Source organism: Neobacillus niacini, assembly GCF_031457145.1.
GTDB classification, from domain to species: domain Bacteria; phylum Bacillota; class Bacilli; order Bacillales; family Cytobacillaceae; genus Neobacillus; species Neobacillus niacini_J.
In genome coordinates, this window is record NZ_JAVDVZ010000002.1 from 152,648 (window position 1) to 174,110 (window position 21,463).

Annotated in this window: 17 protein-coding genes and 1 pseudogene; all 18 read right to left on the reverse strand. The window is 35.4% G+C overall.

Translation table 11 applies throughout. From position 1 onward, the window contains the following. Nucleotides 1-450 precede the first annotated feature (450 nt). The gene (locus tag J2Y03_RS05565; RefSeq protein ID WP_310191694.1) at nt 451-2,016 is read right to left on the reverse strand and encodes a UvrD-helicase domain-containing protein; all 1,566 of its coding nucleotides are present in this window, start codon (nt 2,014-2,016) and stop codon (nt 451-453) included. Continuing rightward, nucleotides 1,980-3,710 carry an ATP-dependent nuclease gene (locus J2Y03_RS05570; RefSeq protein WP_310191697.1) on the reverse strand — a complete coding sequence of 577 codons (1,731 nt, stop codon included), beginning with the start codon at nt 3,708-3,710 and terminating at the stop codon, nt 1,980-1,982. Before J2Y03_RS05570 ends, J2Y03_RS05565 begins: the two co-directional genes overlap by 37 nt. Nucleotides 3,711-4,205: 495 nt before the next feature. Beyond that, a complete protein-coding gene (locus J2Y03_RS05575) occupies nt 4,206-4,796 on the reverse strand; it encodes a recombinase family protein (protein WP_310191699.1) in 591 nt (196 codons plus the stop codon). A gap of 14 nt (nt 4,797-4,810) precedes the next feature. Further along, complete coding sequence (locus J2Y03_RS05580; protein ID WP_310191702.1) at nt 4,811-5,110, reverse strand: hypothetical protein; 300 nt, start codon at nt 5,108-5,110, stop codon at nt 4,811-4,813. A 21-nt stretch (nt 5,111-5,131) separates the two neighbouring features. Beyond that, a complete protein-coding gene (locus tag J2Y03_RS05585; protein ID WP_310191706.1) occupies nt 5,132-5,791 on the reverse strand; it encodes a DUF4145 domain-containing protein in 660 nt (219 codons plus the stop codon). Nucleotides 5,792-5,963: 172 nt separating this feature from the next. Further along, nucleotides 5,964-7,151: a transposase gene (locus J2Y03_RS05590; protein ID WP_310191709.1), complete on the reverse strand. Its 1,188-nt coding sequence runs from the start codon at nt 7,149-7,151 to the stop codon at nt 5,964-5,966. Nucleotides 7,152-7,376: 225 nt separating this feature from the next. After that, the gene (prpB, locus tag J2Y03_RS05595) at nt 7,377-8,285 is read right to left on the reverse strand and encodes a methylisocitrate lyase (protein ID WP_310191712.1); all 909 of its coding nucleotides are present in this window, start codon (nt 8,283-8,285) and stop codon (nt 7,377-7,379) included. A 14-nt stretch (nt 8,286-8,299) separates the two neighbouring features. Next, nucleotides 8,300-9,736: a 2-methylcitrate dehydratase gene (gene prpD / locus J2Y03_RS05600; RefSeq protein WP_310191715.1), complete on the reverse strand. Its 1,437-nt coding sequence runs from the start codon at nt 9,734-9,736 to the stop codon at nt 8,300-8,302. A gap of 100 nt (nt 9,737-9,836) precedes the next feature. Further along, the gene (gene mmgD, locus J2Y03_RS05605) at nt 9,837-10,955 is read right to left on the reverse strand and encodes a citrate synthase (protein ID WP_310191717.1); all 1,119 of its coding nucleotides are present in this window, start codon (nt 10,953-10,955) and stop codon (nt 9,837-9,839) included. 165 nt (nt 10,956-11,120) lie between these two features. Further along, nucleotides 11,121-11,401, reverse strand: a pseudogene (locus J2Y03_RS05610) (ATP-binding protein); the annotation flags it as partial. A 203-nt stretch (nt 11,402-11,604) separates the two neighbouring features. Then, nucleotides 11,605-12,882, reverse strand: a complete 1,278-nt coding sequence (locus tag J2Y03_RS05615; protein ID WP_310191720.1) for a TRAP transporter large permease — start codon at nt 12,880-12,882, stop codon at nt 11,605-11,607. 41 nt (nt 12,883-12,923) lie between these two features. Further along, nucleotides 12,924-13,481, reverse strand: a complete 558-nt coding sequence (locus tag J2Y03_RS05620) for a TRAP transporter small permease (RefSeq protein ID WP_310191723.1) — start codon at nt 13,479-13,481, stop codon at nt 12,924-12,926. 349 nt (nt 13,482-13,830) lie between these two features. Next, nucleotides 13,831-15,483, reverse strand: coding sequence for an FAD-dependent oxidoreductase (locus tag J2Y03_RS05625; protein ID WP_310191725.1), 1,653 nt, complete (start codon nt 15,481-15,483; stop codon nt 13,831-13,833). A gap of 106 nt (nt 15,484-15,589) precedes the next feature. Further along, nucleotides 15,590-16,006 carry a VOC family protein gene (locus J2Y03_RS05630; RefSeq protein WP_310191728.1) on the reverse strand — a complete coding sequence of 139 codons (417 nt, stop codon included), beginning with the start codon at nt 16,004-16,006 and terminating at the stop codon, nt 15,590-15,592. Between the two features lie 93 nt (nt 16,007-16,099). Further along, a complete protein-coding gene (locus J2Y03_RS05635) occupies nt 16,100-17,227 on the reverse strand; it encodes a CaiB/BaiF CoA transferase family protein (RefSeq protein ID WP_310192995.1) in 1,128 nt (375 codons plus the stop codon). An 82-nt stretch (nt 17,228-17,309) separates the two neighbouring features. Then, entirely contained in the window at nt 17,310-18,365 is a 1,056-nt protein-coding gene (gene dctP / locus J2Y03_RS05640) for a TRAP transporter substrate-binding protein DctP (protein WP_310191730.1), read from the reverse strand. Between the two features lie 249 nt (nt 18,366-18,614). Next, nucleotides 18,615-19,691 (reverse strand): TRAP transporter substrate-binding protein DctP, encoded by a 1,077-nt coding sequence (dctP, locus tag J2Y03_RS05645; protein ID WP_310191733.1) that lies wholly within the window; start codon nt 19,689-19,691, stop codon nt 18,615-18,617. Between the two features lie 82 nt (nt 19,692-19,773). Beyond that, entirely contained in the window at nt 19,774-21,099 is a 1,326-nt protein-coding gene (gene hemA / locus J2Y03_RS05650) for a glutamyl-tRNA reductase (protein ID WP_310191736.1), read from the reverse strand. Nucleotides 21,100-21,463 lie beyond the last annotated feature (364 nt).

Sequence of the window (21,463 nt, forward strand, 5' to 3'; positions counted from 1 at the left end):
CATTTGGTATTACACTGAAATCTCAGAGTAAGAATATAAATCCTATTTACCCTTACTCTTAATAACCGTTACTTTCTTCCCAACATTTTTTCCTTGTAGTCCTGTACTCTGTCCACGGTAAGTTGTTTCCACCCATTTTGCTCTAATATATAACTCTTAATGTCTATATTAACTTTTCTACCCCATTCAAATACAGAAACCTTTAGGTTTAAGGAAATATTAGACTCTTGCCCATGCACATACGTCCCATTAGTTCCCGCATATTCGGGTGAATTTTCATACATTTTTGGTCTTTTTTTCTATTCCCTGCGTTATGTATGATGTCTCAAATTCCACTTTTTCCACAGCAACAATTCTTCCTCTATATTTCTCATTAATTATGATATAATTGTTCCTTCTCAAAATTAGTAGCTAATTTCTTTTGTATTGATTAAGTCTTATTCAAGCTTTTTACTCAATAATCTTAATTACTTTTTCACACTCAATATCAATTCCTAAATTATGTGTTTCTGAAATTACATTTTGGATATAGCTTCTATATCTGTCCATAAAGCCATTTTGACCAATAATCAATAGTCTTTCTTCAGGTCGAGAGATTGCAACGTAATGTAAAAATTTTATTCCCTCTCTTGTCATGTCATAATCTTGAGCATTTATTATTACTTGCTCGAACTCAAGACCTTTAGAAGAATGAATTGTGCCAGAAGTTAATTTGTAAAGGTCTTGATTATAGGTAGGTATATATTTCTCATCATTTACTACATCATATAATACTTTTATCTCTTTTTTGATTTTCTCCAAGTCTTCACAATAACCAAGGTACTCATACAATTTAATACAATTTCCATTAAACAAGTTAAGGTCATATTTTGAATCTTTTATTTCTATCAGTAACTTTTTAATATCAAAAATCCTGAAAGCTTCTGGCATCGGTATTTCATCCATAAAATCGTACTCACTATATCTACGCTGTAATATGTAATGAGCTATAGCTCTAGCTATCCAAACGTGCTCACTTTCAAGATTAGAGTAATCCAAAGGAGAACCAGGAATATAGACAAAGGGGATGTCAACGTTATTTAATCGTTCACTCCATTTTTCTGAACTATTATTACTGTAGTTCAAAAAGGCACATTTCTTACTTACATCAATCCATTCACTTATATAATCTATAGCTTCACTATCAGTACTGTACCTAAAACCAATTACTTCATCGTTAAATTCAGTCTGCTGATAATGTCTTCTCACACTCTCCATGAATATATTTGAATAATTCTGGATAACTTTGTTTGACCTGAAGTTATGCCATAGTTCAAATTTCTTGAAAGTTTGTTTAGTAAATAATCCAGTAAAGCCATTACTATAGGCTCCCCTCCACCCATATATAGATTGTTTCGAATCCCCTACAATAAATAATGGAATTTTGAGTTCATCGCATAGAAACATAAAAAAGCTATGCATATCTACGTCACTATCTTGATATTCGTCAATATAAATCCGATAATACTTTGCCTTCATGTATCTTCTAGAGGAATGAGACTTTTTTAAAATTTGTAAAGCCAATTGGAATGCAAAGTTTTTCTTTATATTGTTATACTTACACATCAACTGAGTGTTCCTAATCTTTTCTATTCCTTCAGCGAATGTTTTAATTTCATTTTCATCACTAAAATCTGGTTTGATTTCAATCCTGAAATCTTCACCGTAGACATCATGCATGAATGGTTGAATTATCTCTAACCAAATAAAATTATCATTTGTTCCGACAAACCCCTCGCCCTTTTTTGGACCAAGTCTATGTAAAATCTCCTTAGCTGCTTTTCGTGTAAAAGTAACGGCTGCAAATGTTTGATATTTATTATTCTCCTCTGCATCTTTGATAATTCGTTGTATGGTAGTATAAGTTTTTCCTGTTCCTGCACTAGCACTTATTACAATATTCCCTTCTGACGTCAGGATTTCATCTCTAATATCTTTATCTACTGGCAACATAAATTCACCAACGATTTTAGACACTCAAATCTTTCATGTTTATAAATCTTATCTATTCCTTGCTTACTAATACCCGTACATAATTCAATCATGTTAATAAGTTTTGCATTTTGTAAATAATCCACTCCGTTTTTTGTACTATGGTTATCCCTAGCCAGTTTGTCCATAATTCTTGGTATAACTTCATATAAATCATTTTCCAAATCAACTCTGGATAGATAAATATTGTTATCTTTTAACCTTTTGATTGTTTGAGGATATATGCTAAAAACATTTCTCTTTGTTTCAACTTTGTAGTTAGAATCTTTTTCATATCTTGTAGAATCAATACCAGTTATATTTCTTTTTTCTTTTTTACCTATAAGTCTTTGACATCTGTTTATTCCGATAAGACTACAATCTGTCTTACCTTTTACTTTTTTAAGGTCATTATCAGTTTTCACAATCACTTTAATACCAAGTGCAGTCAATACCTTATAGTATTCATTAAAATTGATACCTTCTACTTCAAGGATATAACCACCATAACTCTCATACCGCTCACACTTTTCTTTTAATATTCGTTCAAACAGTATCTTCTCTGATGGACCTTCAACAAGTAAAACCACATCAGCATAGATTGCTTCGGCTAAATTCTGATTTAATTTTTGCTTCAAGGTTTTATATTCTTCTGGAACCCTATAGACAAACGATTTGCCTTTAACTGTAACATCCTTAAATAGTTTGATTAGGTTCACATCATCCATCTGACTTACAATCAGTGATGAATGTGTTGTCATGAATAGATACTTAAATAGCTCATCAGAGAAAATTTGATAGGACATGGCAATCTGCATTGACCTGTGTAAATGATTCTCTAGTTCTTCAATAAGGAATATATTGATTTTCCTTTCCTCTAATCTGCGGTTCTCAAGAGTAAGAAGTGTATAAGCCAATATTTTTTTCCTACCATCACCAGAAGTAGGGTAGTTTTCACTATTTTCATCCAGTATATAGGGTGTTAGTTTGCTATGAATGTTACTTAATTCAATCTCCGATTGAATAGATACTTTGAAATTCTTCTCATCTTTAAATTTCTTATATTCATCTACTAGTTCTTTTTCAAATGTCTTAATCGTACTCAACTTACCTACGCTCTTATTAAGATTATTTATATGGGTGCTAAGTACTTTTCTTTCTGTTTCACTTAAACTTGATTCTCCTTTTAAAATCTCTTTTGAGTATCTCTTGAATGTATTCTCTAGTTGAATTGATGAGTCTATGTAAACTACATTAAAGTATTTATCGAGGTCGTAATACGACTGGCTGCTAGGTATTCCCTCTAAAGCATCTAAATCAACACCCCAAAAAAGAGTTGGTTCCCCCATGAGTGTTTCACTGTTATACTCTGATTTAAGTTGAATATAGATTTCTTCAGCACCTGAAGGTATAGCACCGCTCATCATTGTATAAATTTTCTTGTTATCATCGTTTTCTTCATCATCAGCAATCTCAATCTTTAGAGTTATTACAATTTCTCTAGTTGTATCTTTATTGTAGAAATCAGAATCCATGAAACCATTTCTCCTGAAATTTCTATCTAGTAAGAACCGTATTGCAGATAGGAAATTACTCTTACCGATATCATTGAGCCCAAAAACAATATTGCGATTAGTTAAATCTATATTCACGCTTTCAAAGTTCCTAAAATTCTCAACAGTCAAATGTTTAAGAATCATACTATCCCCCCATTTTTTGCTCGGTTTGAGAAGACCCCCACTTAATAATTTTCATTTCTAAGTAAAATGGTTTTCCCTTACTTCACTCGTAACACAAATACTTAATTAGATGCCTCCCTATATCCATTATTCGACAAAAAATGGAGGTTACCTTTACTAATTTGTTAAAATTTGTAGTATTTTTGCTTATGGAAATGGCTAACTTGTGCTGGGAGTGTATTAACCCTTGGAAAAGTCACATATTATCCCAAATCCCTGTAAACCATCCCCCTTGCTTACTTCACTTAAATTATTATCTTAATTAAAAACAAAAAAAGCACCTAGTTAGTAAGTGCTTAAATTCGTAATTGGTCAACTAAATTTGGTTTATCTTCTAATTTACTTACAACATAAAATTTATAGGTTACATCCTATGAACTATGTCCAGCAAGTTGATGAATTTATTTAATTATTGGGTCAAATCAGTCCGACTCCATCTTACCATTTATAAAGCGACTAATCATCCTCTCTCCATTCTCTAACCGCCCTATACAAAGTTGCTTTGCTTATTTTTGTTATCTCTTCAATCTCTTTAACGGTCATTTTATTGGTTGCTCTATTGCGGAATAACTCAAGGGCATATTGTAAACCTCTGTTATTTTTTGTGTACTTCTTAGGTCTACCTTTATACACACCTCTTAGCTTTGCTTCTTCAATGCCCTCCACTTGTCTTTCCTTAATCATGTCTGCTTCAAATTTGGCTATACCAGAAAGGACAGTAATCATTAACCTACCAATTGCTGTTCCCGTATCAATCTTATCCCCGCCCATGTTCAAAACAATTAGGGAAACTTTTTTGCTATTTAAATATTCAATGGTGTTTAATGCATCCTTTGTGCTTCTGGCAAATCTATCTAACTTTGTAACAACAATAGAATCTCCTTCTTGGACTGTCTCAAGGAGTAGGTTGAATTGCTCCCTGTTTTCTTTCTTTTTACCACTAACCTTCTCTTTATAAATAGTTTTACAACCTGCTTCTTGAAGTTGTTTAATTTGTGCAGTTAAATTTTGACCTGCTGTAGAAACACGACCATAACCATATTTCATACCAATCTCACCCTCTATTTTGATACTCGTATATGCGACACTTGTAATCTAAGTATAATTGAGCCGTCATAACCTTGATTACCAAGTATTATTTTACACTTTGAATCATCATCACAGAATTTTGATTGACTAAACAAATAAAGTGGATAGAACTCTTCTAAAAATTCCTTAATACGACCTTTTTTTATCCTAGCAAGCTTCACATATTCATTGTTATCGTTAATGATTTGTTTCTTTTCTTCAAAGTATTTTTTCATCTCTAATGGTGTTCTATATTCTTCTAGGTCATTAAAAATATGATTAATATTCTTCATCGATCTTTCTCCCAACTATTCCTAATGTGAGCTAAGGTCTTCTGTCAAGTCTGCTAGTTCTTGTCTTGCTGTTTCTATTTCTCTAGGAAGTATGTAAACAAATTCGAGTATTTTATTAGTTAATCTGAACATACTGTCAACCACATATCTATCAAAATCAACTTGGTCTCCATGAGCAGCCATATTTCCAAAGTCTTTTATCACCTTCGATACGTCTCCCATTAATGGTGGTAAAATTCCTTGTTGTTGCAATTGATTGAGCTTATGATGGAGTTGACCATTAACAGCTCCTTTATCCTTACATACCATTTCTAAAGTCCTCCTCAGAGACATTACACACGCAAAGTAATCAATATTTCGCACCTTCAAAGCTGACTCATAAGCACTTTTAACATTTTTTGGTAATCTATATAAATATACTGTTTCAGTGACTGGGAATAAAACTCTACCGTCTTCATATATATCCCAACCATCATGGTATCCTTCCTCAGTATTCCAATGAGTATGATACAAATGATAGTCTTTGCAAACAGGGCATTCAAAAAATTCAAAAATATCATTAAATTGAGCTACTTCACCATAGTCCATATTAACCGTCGTTACCTTATCATATTTATTTAACAATTTCATTAGAGTTTTATTCCCACAATGTGGGCAAGTCAGAATAACATTTTCAGCCATATTTCTGTACCCTCAATCGTTATATTCTAATTCCTTCCATATATAAATTATATAGTACCACTAAGGGAGAATCACTAAATACTAGGTAATTGTTAAACTCACTTTAAATCGAGTAGAGGGAAAATAAAGTAATTTATTTTCGCCCCTCTCACAACACCGTACGTGAGTCTGTCTAACAATTAATTATAAATTTATAAAGGTGGAAATATTTCTGTTTGATTTTCGATAAAAACAATAAAATATCATAAGATGCATGTAAAAAGGGGGCTATGCCCCCTCTGAATTTTCTTATTAACTCTTTAACTCCGATTATATTTATTAGTCTTTTAAAATTATATGCAAGACAAATAAGACTTACCTCAGAGTTTACTGATTCAAGCCCTCTTGTTAAAAAATATGTATAACCAAAATGTCGTTTTATGGTTCCAAAAAGGTGTTCTATAATAGAGCCCCTTTTCTTATAAATATGATCTTTTCTAATGGTATTTTCAGTTACCTGGTCAATGATTTCTTCATCTTTATACCTGATAATTGATCTTCCGCCTTTTGCGGAAGTACACAACTCTTTTTTCCCGCATTCATTATAGTTTACACATGTATAGCGTTTGATTTCTTTACCGTTTTGCTTTCCATTCCATTTAAAATTTAAACAATAGCCCATCGGGCAAATAAAAACATCCTTTATTTGATCATATTTGAAGCTTAATTTATCAAATCCGTTTTCAACCTTTTGTTGTTTTCCTTTTTGGGGCTTTATAAGGATTTCGGTCTGTTCATCTACCACTTCAATTATTTCAGAAATATTGAAATAACCTGTATCAGCTAAAGCTGTAACTTTTTGGTCCTCAAATACTTCCTTAGCTTTTTTAAACATGTTTGATAATTGACCTTGGTCATTAACATCATTTACTACTTCGAAATCTACAATTAATTTATTTTTATTATCTACAACTGCTTGGACATTAAAGCAAACCTCAAATTTTCCATTATTCTTCATCGACTTTGCGTCTGAATCAGTTAAACAAATTTGTTTCTTTCCTTGTTCCTTTAGTTCTTCTTTAATGGCATTTAATTTCTTTATTCTTTCTTGATAGCTCCCAATTTTATCATTTATTTTTTGTTTCATACTCTCATCATCAGTTGTTCTTAAAACGTCATTGATATATTCCTCAATTTTCGCTTCGTAGTATCCTAATTTCTCTTTAATAATATTTTCATTATAGTGTTTATTTTTTGCGCTATTTGCTTTTATTTTTGTCCCATCGATAGCGACAATTGTGCCATTAATAAGACCAAAACCTTTTAACATAAGAGTAAATTCTTTAAACAGCTGCTTAATCGCTTTTTTGTTAATTTTCATAAATGAAGATATAGTACCATGGTCAGGAATAATTCCAGAAACATTATTTATAAAACGTGAAGTTAAAATATCAAATAAGTTTCCTTGTCCTCTACTATCACTCGTAAAATTAAAATTTATACAAAAGTTTAAACTGTCAAGACAAGAAATAAAATAAGTGCATGAGTTCCGGAAAACTCATGCAAGTAAATATCCCTATTCAACAGGAACCGACCCCTTAATTTCTTACTGTCCTTTTGATAATAAAGTTTTGGCGATTTCCTGATCTAATCCCTCAAATTCATAATAAGAAATCGTTGAATACAGTTCACTTCTCGTCTGCATATTATCAAGGCCTTCTTTTTGCGTACCCTGTTCTTTTATAAGCTGAAAAATACGCTCGTACGCTTTTGCAGCCACTCGTAAAGATGTAACCGGATAAATAACCATTTGATACCCCATATCAGCAAATTCTTCTGCGGTATAATAAGGAGTTTTTCCAAATTCCGTCATATTCGCTAACAAGGGCACTGAAATAGATTGAGAGAATAAACGAAATTCCTCTTCCGATTGAAGAGACTCAGGAAAAATTGCATCTGCTCCTGCTTCTACATAAGCCTTTGCCCGTTCAATCGCCAATTTAAGGCTTTCAACAGCTCGGGCATCTGTTCGAGCGACAATCACAAGAGACGGAGCCGCTTTTTTAATAGCTTGAATTTTTTGCACCATTTCCACTGTAGAAATCAGTTTTTTTCCATTTAAATGGCCGCATTTTTTCGGCAGCTGCTGGTCTTCCAGTTGGACAGCCGCTACATTGGCTTCCCACATCTCACGTGCTGTACGAGCCACGTTCAGTACACCTCCAAAACCAGTATCAATATCCACTAGAACTGGTAAATCGGTTGCTCGAACTAATTCTCTTGCCCTTTGCGCCATTTCTGCTGATGTGACCACTCCTAAATCGGGTAACCCACAGCTGGCTGTATACGCCGCACCTGATAAGTAAAGAGTGGAAAACCCTGCTTGCTTAGCTACAAGGGCTGCCATTGCATCATGCGCTCCTGGTATTTGCAAAATATCAGGAGCAGTCATAAGTTCTTTAAAACTGGTGGCTAATTCCGCTTGAGTTGAAGGTTGATCTACAATCCATGCCATACTTCGTTCCTCCTTTAGATTAAAAACAAGTCCATAAATTCATTTACTGGGATATTGGACAATTTTTTCGCATCCGAGCATACTTCTTGAATATCCTTTGCTTGTTTTCGTGAGAAATGAGTCTGTAAATTGGAAGTAAACTTTTTATTAATTTGAGGAATCGCTTCATCTCGACGGAAACGATGTCCTAATGGATACTCACATTCCACTACACCCGTTGATGAACCATCCTTAAAATGTACTTGAACCGCATTCGTAATCGAACGCTTATTTGGATCTAAATAATCCACACTGTACTGTTTGTTTTCCAACACAACCATCTTGTTTCTCAATTGGTCGACTCGTGGGTCTGATGCTGTTTCATCTTCGTAATGGTCAGCAACAATATCACCAAAGAGAAGTCCAATCGCTGTAATATATTGAATACAATGATCACGGTCAGCTGGATTACTTAAAGGACCTTCCTTATCAATAATACGAATCGCTGACTCATGCGTTGTAATCGTAATACGATCGATTTCATCCAAACGGTTAATCACTTCCGGATGAAGCTGAACCGCACATTCCGCGGCTGTTTGCGCATGGAATTCAGCAGGGTAAGAAACCTTGAAAAGGACATTTTCCATGACATAGGAATCAAGCGGACGAGCTAGCTTTAATTCTTGTTTTTTAAATAGTACATCTTGAAATCCCCAGCCCGGTGCTGAAAGAGCTGTCTTATAGCCCATTTCTCCTTTAAGTGCCATCAAAGCTAAATGAACTCCTCGACTCGTTGCATCTCCAGCAGCCCATGATTTCCGGGATCCCGTATTCGGAGCATGTCTGTAAGTACGCAAACTGCTATTATCAATCCAAGCATGTGTGATAGCGTTAGTAATTTCTTCTTTTGTTCCACCCAACAGTTTCGCCACAACAGCAGTCGTTGCCACTTTGACAAATAGAACATGGTCAAGTCCGACTCGATTTAAACTATTTTCAAGTGCAAGTACTCCTTGAATTTCATGGGCTTTAATCATACTTTCTAACACGGCTTCCATTGTTAACGGTTCTTTTCCTTCTGAAACACGGACACGACTTATGTAGTCGGCAACAGCCAAAATTCCACCTAGATTATCAGACGGATGCCCCCACTCAGCCGCAAGCCACGTATCATTATAATCGAGCCAACGAATCATACACCCAATATTGAAAGCGCCTCTTACCGGGTCAAGGACATATGATGTGCCAGGTACTCTAGAGCCATTCGGAACAACCGTTCCTGGTACAATCGGTCCCATCAGCTTTGTGCATTCTGGATAATTTAATGCCAAGAACCCGCAACCTAGTGTATCTAGTAATACATAACGAGCAGTGTCAAAAGCTTCATTACTTGTAATTTCTTTATTTAATACAAATTCTGTTATATCCTCTACTAATTGATCTGTTCGATTAAGTTCGTTTGTTTTGATCATGTTTCTCTTCCTTTCCCTTGAATATTTGATTATGATAGTAACATGAATGTTGGTCAGAACATTCATGTTACGGTGAATCTAAAAACAACTCCTTAGTTGTTTACTTGCTTAAGGCATGTCTTTCACCAATATAATTTACTCGCGGGCGGAACAGGTGGTTATTGTCATGTTGCTCCATAACATGTGTACATAATCCAACTGTTCTCGCCCCAAAAAAGATTGGTGTATATAATGGAATTGGAATACCAAGCATCCAGTAGACAGGAGCTGCATAATAATCTAAATTCGGATAAAGCCCTTTTTCTCTTTCCAATACCTTTTCGCCCGCTTCACACATCCTGTATAAACGGTCGTCACCCTGTATATCACTTAGCTGCTTTAACGCTTCCTTCATCATTAATGCTCGAGGGTCTATTTTCTTCATATAAACACGATGACCAAATCCCATAATCTTCTCTTTATTTAACAGCTTGTTTTCTAATAACTTTTCAAACTGTTCAACCGTTTTCGCTTGAAGAAGCATATGCATAACCGCTTCATTGGCCCCGCCATGTAAGTTCCCTTTCAAGGAAGCAACCGCCCCAGTCAATGCTCCATACAAATCAGACTGAGTAGAGGCAATGACTCTTGATGTGAAAGTAGAATTTGGCATCTCATGCTCACTGTAAAGCACTAAGGAAAGGTCAAAAATTTCCTCTTGAATCGCTGTGGGTTTCCTGCTTGTAATCATATAAAAGAAATTGGCACTATACGATAAGTCTTTGTCTGGATGAACAGGCTCTTTTTTGGTGAGTATCTGATAGCTGTTCGCTACAATGTTTGGTACAGTTCCTAATAATCGGTAAGCACGTTCCTTATTCACATCCGGTGAACGATCATCAATTTTCTCATCGTACCCTGAAATAAACGAAATACCTGTTCTTAACGCATCCATCGGATGAGTCTGTTCAGGAAGTAATTTAAACACTTCATAAAGTGCTACTTGTATTTCATAGTTACTCTTTAATTTATTTTCCAATCTATTTTTCTCTTCTTGATTAGGCAGCTTGTCCTCTAGTAAAAGATGCACGATATCTAAATAACCGTATTTTTTGGATAATTCAATTAAATCGAACCCTTTAATGACGATTTCCCCTTGCACGGTGTCAAGAAATGAAATCTTTGTTTCTGCAGCTACTACTCCATCTAATCCTGGGTAAAAATGATGTACATTACTCATTCCTTTTCCTCCAATTCACTTAAACTATAATTTTGTTGTACCTGTTACAATGTTATTTTTTTCTGTTCGCTTTTTCACCGATTCCCCTATCCCCTACAATCCCCCAATGTTCAGGAGACATCTCTTTGATCATGACACGAACATTTCCCCCTGATGACGGTCAACTTTAGCCGGGTTTTCTGCATTAATTCGGCATTCCATCGCCAACCGTTAATCTGGACGTCACTTTGCTGAAACGAAAGTGGGTAACCGCCCGCTACCGAAATCTGTTCCTTGATCAGGTCTATCCCAGTGATCATTTCGGTTACGGGATGCTCGACCTGAATCCGTATATTCATCTCCATAAAGTAAAATCGTTCATGTTCATGTAAATCCAAAAGAAATTCGACAGTACTGGCTCCGTGATAGTTAACCGATTTGGCCGCCGTAATGGCCGCGTTACCCATTAGTTCAAAAACCATATAATACTTCTATAATTTATTTTTTTGAACCTAGTATCTAAAAGATTGTTTATGTCCTTCCTCCTATTTATTTTGGGATATATATTTGTAAAGAAGTTCAATGTCCGGGTTGCTAATATTCCAACCCGGATGTTCTTATGATTCGCAATCTTCAGTTTATCTTGGAGTGATTCAACAAGCTACTAAATCTACATCTGATTTGGCAAATATAAAATGATCTGTGGGAAAATACACATGAGTACTATGGTAAATAGCAGAATACCAAGAAACGGTATAGAACCACGCCAAACTTTATTGTCAGGGACTCCAGTTTGTTGGCTTGTTATATACAAATTGATTCCTACAGGGGGTGTAACTAGACCAATTTCCAATAGCAATACAACGATGACACCAAACCATATTGGATCGAAGCCCAAATTTACCATAACAGGAAATATAAGAGGCAACGTTAAAATCATTGATCCTATTAAATCCATCACTAATCCAAGGATTAAATAGAAGATGATAACTAAGAACAAAACAGTCCATTTGGATAAACCGCTTTCAGCAATAGCGGAAATCAAACTTTGTCCTAAACCAGTTAATGTAAAGAAATAAGCAAAGATGTAGCCCCCAATAATAATTGTAAAAATCATAGCCGTTTGTTGACTGGCATCTTTAAGCGCTTCAATTATATCTTTCAGGTTCAATCTCTTCATGATTGCACCAATTACAAGTGCACCGATTGCACCAAAAGCAGAAGCCTCTGTGGCAGTAGCTATTCCAAAGTACATAATCGATATAACTAAAAGGACAAGCAGGATCATTGGCCAGATGTATTTAAGGGATATAAATCTTTCACGCCATGAGACTTTTTCAGTTTTACTCCCCAACTTAATTGAAGCAAAAACAATATAAAGGCACAGAAGAAATGCAAGCAAAATTCCTGGAATAATTCCGGCCATTAATAGTTTTCCTATTGAGGTCTCTGTTTGAATGGCATAAAGAATTAACGGAACACTAGGAGGAATCATGACGGCCAAGGTTCCCGTCGATGAAGCAACCAAACCTGCAGCAAAAGAATCTTTATATCTAGCTTTGATCATCTCCGGAACACAAATCTTTGCCATAATCGAAGTAGCTGCAATACTCGAACCAGATAGCGTACCAAAACCTGCACTCGCAAATACGGTAGAAACTCCTACGCCTCCCGGTACATGACCAATCCATTTAAGGATGCTGTCATATAAATCTTTAGCGATATTACTTTTAGAAATGAAATTCGCCATTAATATAAACAAAGGTATAGTGGTTAAAGTAAAACTATTAACACTTCTATAAGCGGTAGTGGATAGGATTCCAGTAAATGAATCAATGCCTCCAACCATAAAAATACCAAGAGACCCTACAGCAATTAGAGTGAATCCTATTGGCATGCCTATAAATAAAAGCAGCAACAATAATATACAAATGCCTAGCGTTAACATAAAATCCCCCCAGGTGAGTAAGAATAATTTACGGATACTCTTTAACCGTTAAACTTAATTTCCTTTTCAGGATCAGATAATGTACTACTAAATAAAGTACTACTAGATATTCCTATGTTTGGAAAAAGAATTGCGATACATTCTATTAGTAATCTTAATGTAATCATTAACAATCCTAGTGATATAATGAATAACGCAGGTGCAAGTGGATACCCCAAAACGCCAACAGATTTTATATTCATTTCAAGATAGCTTAAACCCTCTTGATAATTCAAAATGCTGATAACTAAAAATAAGCAGGCTCCAATTAGGTTTGTAATGACCTTAACTATATTTTTCATTCGTTTGGAGAACCTCTCCACTAAAGAAGTAACTTTTACATGACCATCAACTTTGTGGGTATCGCTTATCGCAAAAAAGACTATTAATACCATCAGGTACTCTCCAGTTAATTCAATTGTACCTTGAATAGTAATGTTAAATAAGGTTCTTAACATTACATCCACAAAAATCCACACCATCATGATAAACAATGAAAAAGTCGATATTCCGATAGTAATTTTATCAAAATAATTAAATACTTTGGTTAATTTTCCCATTATTTGTTTTCACCTCTTCGCTTAGTTTTCGACTAAGATTATATTTAGGTAAAGCAATCAAATCTAAAACTGGTCCGTGTCCATGCATGACCGTTCGAATCCCAAGGTCAGCAGGATAGACAAGGTTGAGTTAACAAAGCTATAATCACAAAGGTCGTCCACCTCTACAGGAAGCTGAAATATTTATGTGCGTCACCAAAGGTAATTCATATTCAATAATAAATCTCTTAAATAAGTAAACTACATATCCTGACAATGTTATGAAAGCTTGTGATCATCAAAGTAAGAATAAAACAGTAGATTGGATTCCTGCGAATCCATCTACTAATCTTATTGGATTGTACAGCTACTATACCACTGCGTTACCAGCATTAAGATTCTTTGATGCATGTAACCCTGCTAGATAGCCAAATGCTACCGCTGGCCCTAGTGTACTTCCTGCCCCAGGGTATCCTGGTCCCATTATGCTTGCTGCGACGTTACCTACTGCATATAACCCATCAATAGGATTTTCATTAACATCTAATACCTGTCCATGTTTATTTATTACTGCTCCTCCTTTTGTTCCAATAGCTCCAGGGTACACACGTAATGCATAATATGGACCTGTCTCTAACGGACCAACACTTGGGTTGATTGGGTGTTCTGGGTCTCCATAGTACCAATTGTATTGACTTTCGCCTCGATGAAATTCAGGATCCTTGCCGGCTTTTGCATGTTCATTGAATTCTTGGACTGTTTTTTCTAAAATCTCTGTGTCTACTCCTATTTTTTCTGCAAGCTCAGCCAACGTTTCAGCTTTAGTTAGCCAAACTGGGGCTTCTTCTCCTGGTAAACTCGTAACAACCGAATACTTTGATTTAAATAAACTGTCAAGGATAATCCAAGCAGGTGTGTTTACATAGTCATATTCTACAGCATCAAAATAGTGGAATGCTTTAGAGGTATCATTATAATTGGCAGCTTCATTTACGAAACGCTTACCAAACCTATTAATCATAATACTACCGGGTAATGAACGTTCACCACGTGTCATTCGATATAGTTGCTTTCCTTCAAATTCCTCACCATCGATTTTTACAGTTGGTACCCAAAATGCTTCATTTAAATTTGCTAAATCGGCGCCAACTTGCATGACCATTTTTAGACCGTCACCCGTACTCAAAGGTAGACTTGCTGGTGCCGTCAATGGACCTCTTAAAAACCGCCTTCTATATTTTTCATTCCATTCAAAACCACCAGTTGCTAATATGACATTTTTGCGTGCTTGAATGTTTACTATCTCACCTTCGATATCTGCAAGTACACCTTCTACTCGTTCATTTTTAATAAGTTCTTTCACTGAAACATTTTTCTTAAAAATAACACCTGCATCTAAGCAGCCTTTAAATAATCCAACTATGAGTGCATTACCAATTGTGCGAATGTTATTTTTCTTTCGATCGTTTACAAGTTCTTGGTCAATATATTTCGGATAAGCGAAAGAGTGCCATTTTTCTGTTTCAGAGTACGTTATTGGTACAAAAGATGGCGATAAATACACTTCATCTATTTTTTCCTCTAATATTTCTGCAGAAATGGGCTTAATGTCCAGTGTTCGACCACCTTTTGATGATCCGGGCAATTCTTGACGATAGTCTAATAATTTCGGGATGCATTGAAATCTAAGCGGTGTATGTGCTTCAATATATTCAATAGCTTCAGGAATTGCACGAAGAAATGACTCCAATACTTCATGTTCTGTGTTATCACCCACAACACTTTTTAAATATGTTAGTGCCTCTTCATAGGAATCCTCTAACCCAAAGTCCTTCATTTTATTGTTATTTGGTGCCCAAATTTGTCCACCTGAAATACTTGTTGTACCACCATATTTCTTATGTTTTTCTAAAACAACTACTTTATCTCCATTGTTCGCTGCTGTGAGCGCAGCCATTAAACCGGCTGCACCCGAACCCACAACAACTGTATCAAATGTGTACTCCCATGTGATTCCATCCATTTTGTGATCCCCACCTTTAATTTTTATACTTGTTTATCTTTATTTCGCCAAATTGATTCCATAACTCTCTACCTTTTTTCTTTAGAGCCAGCTTTTGAATACTAATTTATTTTGGTAGAGGCTTATATGTGGGCTCAATAAATTCCACTCGTACTTGGTCAAAGTTACTAGCATCTGCAAAGGCAATTTTAGCTCCATGTGATCCAATTTTAGGCTCGTGGTCTTTCATTCGTATAGCTCTTTCTAACAACTGGAGTATACGATCCTCTAAATTTGTTACTTCAAAAGCGATGTGATGCAAGGCGCCACCGTTATTTACAAATTGTGCGAACTCATCGTCTTCAGCAAGTGGCTGTATCAGTTCAATTTGCACATCTCCAACTGGAATAAACGCAATTTTCACGTTAAAAGACTCAACAGTTTCAAATGTAATATTCGCTAAACCTAATCCTTGTTCATATGGCTTAACAGCTTCTTCAACATTTTTTACGATAATTCCAATGTGATGTATTTTTTTTATCATATTGCTCCTCATCCTTTATGCTTTTAACATATATTGACTACTTCCGTTGCCTATTGCCTTAAGCGAACACCAAAAGCGACATAAATTCGAATTTCAGGATTGTAAATGTCTCAGTAACTCTTCATTATGTTCTCCAAGTTTAGGTGCTCTTGTACGAATTTGGCCGGGAGTATCTGATAGTTTTATTGGAATTCCAATATGTTTCATTTTTCCTAATTCGTCATCATCTATTTCCACAATCATATCACGTGCTTTAATTTGAGGATGATTTAACACTTCTTCAAGCAACAAGACAGGTGAGACACAAGCATCTAATTGATCAAATATAGCTACCCATTCATCTAACGTTTTTTTCTTGATAATCTGCTCAATCTCCGCTTTTAATTTCTCTTGTTCTGTAAAAGGTGCCTCAAGTAAAGGAATAAAATCTAAACGTTCAATCCCTTCACAAAATTCCTTCCAAAACTTAGGCTCAAGTGCTCCTACAGAGAGATATCGGTTATCAGCGGTTTCATATACACTATAGGCTGCTTTCCCACCTGACAGCTTTAGCTCTCCTTTTTGTTTATCCTGTCCAACTAAATAGTCTGGAAGAATAGTTTGCAACCATGATAAAACACCGTCAGTCATTGAAATATCAACAAATTGACCTTTTCCAGTTTGATTTCTTCCCATTAATGCAGTTAAAATACCAACGGCTGCCATAAGAGATCCACCACCGATATCAGCTATTTGCGTTGCTGGGGGTATAGGTTTATTATCCTTTTCTCCATTGAATTGCAACAGGCCAGCAATGCTTAAATAATTAATGTCATGTCCTGGTTTATCTTTATAAGGACCATTTTGGCCATAACCTGTAATAGCACAGTAAACAAGTTTTGGGTTGATTTCTTTCAATGTGTCATAATCAAGACCTAAATTTTTCATTACACTCGGACGGAAAGATTCAACAAGCACATCCGATGTTTTGACTAATTCTATAAAGGATTTCTTATCTTCCATGTTTTTCAAATCTAATGTAATGCTTTTTTTATTTCGATTTAGTGATGAAAATATGGGTTTATATTCACCAATCTTTGGCTCCCCCCATCTTGCATAATCCCCAAGCTTAGGTTCTTCTACTTTAATAACTTCTGCACCAAAATCGGCCAAAAGCTGAGTGCAGTATGGACCAGGCAATAGCCTAGATAAGTCGAGCACTCTAATATTATTCAAGGGCATATTTATTTTCAATCTTATAACCATTCCTTTCGTTAAGTTTAAGTCACTAAATATAATGAAATAAATTCATAGGATTAACATTTTATTTAATTTTTTCTAATTCTTCTTCAAACATTTCTAGTGCTTTGTTAAAATACTCACCGTCCTGCTTTTTAATCCAATGTTGTTTAAATTCAGCGTAGAATTTTTGCCATTGTTCTTTTTCACTTTCTGATAATTCATAGGTGGTAACATCTCCGGATTCGGCTAAGTCTTCAAAGACTTTTGTATTTAGATCAGTTTGATATTCGGTAAAACTTTTTCCCATTGTTTCACCCACTTGCATGATAACTTCCTGTATATCTTGAGGTAAATTTTGATATACCTTTTCATTAATGATAAGACCTTGTACTGGCGCTCCTATATTTACACCTTTTACTGCATACTTTGGTAAATCAAGGAGACCGAATTTTTGCATAGTTGTATAGCTGGTATGCATGCCATCAACAACTCCCATGTTTAATGCAGTATAAGATTCAGTAATACTTATTGATACAGGTGTGGCTCCAAGATTGTTCATCACTTCAGAAAATACTCCACCTGAAGTTCTTATTTTCAATCCTTTTAAATCTTCTGGAACCTTGATTTCTTTTCCTGTTGTCACGATGTCGTAGAACGGAGGTATATCCATAGCTATGGGTCTTACACCGTTCTTTAAAAATTCTGTTTCCAATACCGGGCTTTGTTGGGCGATTTTAGAATAAGCCGTTGTACCTTGGATAGTTGTTTCATACAATCCCGGAATACCCATCATTGACGATCCTATCGGCATTTCACTAGGTGTATAATTAGGCGTGAAATGAGAAATATCGACAACACCCTTAGCCACATTACTTAATGAATCGGCTGCACTTCCAAGTTGTTCCGCAGGGTAAAACTTAAACTGAACCCGTCCATCTGTTAAACTGGTAACCTCTTCCATAAACGGTTCAAGGAATTCTTTAACATGCATAGAATTTGCTGGCTCCCACGTTGCCAGTTTTAATGTGATCGAATCCGCTTCACTTCCTGCATCTTCTGCACTTGAACTACATCCCGCCGCAATTAAAAGTAATACCATTAAACAGCCAATTAGGATTGAATATTTTTTGGTTAACATTTTATCTTCCTCCCTAAAATAATTGTTCCATTAACCCCCTCAATTTCTTAAGTACGGAAACAACTAATTTTCTGAATTTAACTAATTATTTTACTGTTAGGATGGATTTATATTATATGAATATTCAGTATTTTTCCATTTGTAAGGTGGAATAACAATTGGTGTTTGTAAGTATTCAGAATAAGATTTCTTCATCTATACATGTTATTGTTTGTACGAGTGACAAAAAAAGTTATTCCCATATCATTTTTATTTAAGTTTTTCTAATTCTTCTTCAAACATTTCTAGTGCTTTGTTAAAATACTCGCCGTCCTGCTGCTTAATCCAATGTTGTTTAAATTCAGCGTAGAATTTTTGCCATTGTTCTTTTTCACTTTCTGGTATTTCATAGGTGGTAATTTTCCCGGATTCGGCCATATCTTCAAAGAGTTTTGTATTTAAATCAGCTTGATATTCGGTCAACCTTTTTCCCATTTTTTCACCCACTTGCATGATAACTTCTTGTATATCTTGAGGTAAATTTTGAAATACCTCTTCATTTATGATAAGACCCTCTACTGATGCTCCCATATTTAGATCTTTTACTGCATACTTTGGCAATTCAAGGAGACCGAATTTATCTGCCGAAGCATAGCTGAAGTGCACTCCATCAACAACTCCCATGCTAAACGCAGTATATAGATCACTGGCAGTCATTGATACGGGTGTGGCTCCAGAATAGTTAAACACTTCAGTATTTACTCTACCTGGCGCAAATATTTTCAATCCTTCTAAGTCCTCTGGAACCTTGATTTTCTTCCCTGTTGTCATGATGTCGAAGAACGGAGTTAAGGCCAAAGATACGGGTCTTACACCATTATTTAAAAATTCTGTTTCCAATACCGGACTGTGTTGGGCGATGTTATAATAAGCAGTTGCACCTTGGATAGTTGTTTCATACAATCCCGGTATACTCATCATTGACGTTCCTGCCGGCATTTCACTGGGTGAATAATTGGGCGCGAAATGAGAAATATCGACTACACCCTTAGCCACCATACTTAATGAATCTTTTGCACTTCCAAGTTGTTCCGCAGGATAAAACTTAAACTGAACCCGGCCATCTGTTGAACTGGTAACCTCTTCCATAAACGGTTCAAGATATTCTGTAACAAAATAAGACTGTGCTGAATTCCACGTTGCCAGTTTTAACGTGATGGGATCCTTGCTCTCTTCTGTATTATTTTGATTACCATCACTCCCTGCATCTTTTGAAGCACATCCTGCCGCAATTAATAGTAATACCATTAAACAGCCAATTAAAATTGAATATTTTTTCGATAACATTTTATTTCCTCCCCCATATTATGGTTAATAATTTACCCAGCTGAAGTGACAGGTCCTGATCCCAATTTGAGAAAGGATCCTGTTAAGCCTGAACTACGACGTGATCTTTTTCGACTTTTTTCAATCCTTTTTGTTCAGCTACAAGCTGCTCAATATTGAATATTTTCATAAATAAATTTAGTGCTTCAGCTGAATTTTGTCTTGAGGGAATTTCTTTTGCTTGCTGGATAGGGTCCTTTAGAAGCTGATTAATGATACTCTTTATATGCTTATTTAAAACCTTGATATCACGCTCAGAAAGATGTGGCAGCTTACATTCAATGCTATACATTGTCTCTTGTTGAATTTCAAGTGCCTTAACACAAAGCGCAGAAATAACTGGGACAACACCTAAAGTATTTAACCACTGCTTAAAAAAGACAATTTCCTCTTCAATTAACAACATAATCTTATCTTTAGCTTTTTTGCGTTCTTGTAGATTTGCTTCCACAGTTCCTTCAAGATCATCAATATTGTATAGATATGTATTTTCTATATCAGCAATAAGAGGATCAAGGTTACGCGGTACAGCAATATCCACCATGAACAAAGGCTTTCCTTTACGTACTTTGCTGACATTTTCCATAATTTCCTTTGTAACCACGAATCCTTTCGCACCGGTTGAACTGATCAGGATATCAGCTTCAATGAGTACACTTTGAAGTTCATTTAAAGTTTTGGCTTCTCCTAAAAATCGTCTAGCAAGAACTTCAGCTCTTTGGTAATTCCGGTTAATAACCGTAACTCTCTTAGCACCGTTTGCATGGAGATTCTGAATAACCAATTCCCCCATCTTCCCTGCTCCAAGAATAAGCACATGTTTATTGTTAAGAGGACCAACAACCTTTTTTGCTAGTTCAATAGCAGCATAACTGACTGAAACAGCATTTGCACCGATTCCCGTTTCAGAATGAGCGCGTTTTGCAACAGTCACTGCCTGCTTAAATAAGTGATTAAACACCGTTCCGATCGTCTTTCCATCTTGAGCTAATAAGAAACTTGAACGAACTTGACCTAGAATCTGTGTTTCCCCTAGTACCATTGAATCTAAGCCACATGCAACTTTATACAAGTGTTCAACTGTACCGTCTTGTTCATGTATAAATAAGAATGGTGAAAACTCACATTGTTCTATTTCAAACCATTCTGATAGAAATCCCTTTATATAATAAATGCCTGTACGGAGCTGGTCTACAACAGCATAGATTTCTGTACGGTTACAGGTAGAAATGATGATATTTTCAAGGATACTTTTTTTGTTTTGAAGTGTCTGCATCGCATACCTCAAATTTGCCTCATCAAATGTTAATCTTTCCCTGATTTCAACAGGGGCTGTTCGATAGTTTAGGCCTACAACGATAATATGCATTTGTTATGACACCCCCAAACAAATTTATATCAAACTAGCACTATAACAACATTATAAAGCTATTTAATTTTCACGAAATAAACAAATTCATACTCGATTAACAGCATGTCCGCAAAAATACAATTGCCAGAAAAGGTAAATTGATAAGTGACAAAGAATTAAATTATTGTAGATTACTGACTCAACACCAAAGTCTGTACTTGACAAAAAATAACTCTGCACATCAAATCCAATTTGTTATAAATAAAGAGATTCACTCAAGCGTGATGGATAAGCAATACATATGTTAGGTTCGTCAAGTACATGTTTTGGTGAAGACCCAAATTTACAAAATTTTAACGAAGGATGCTTCCATACATGACTG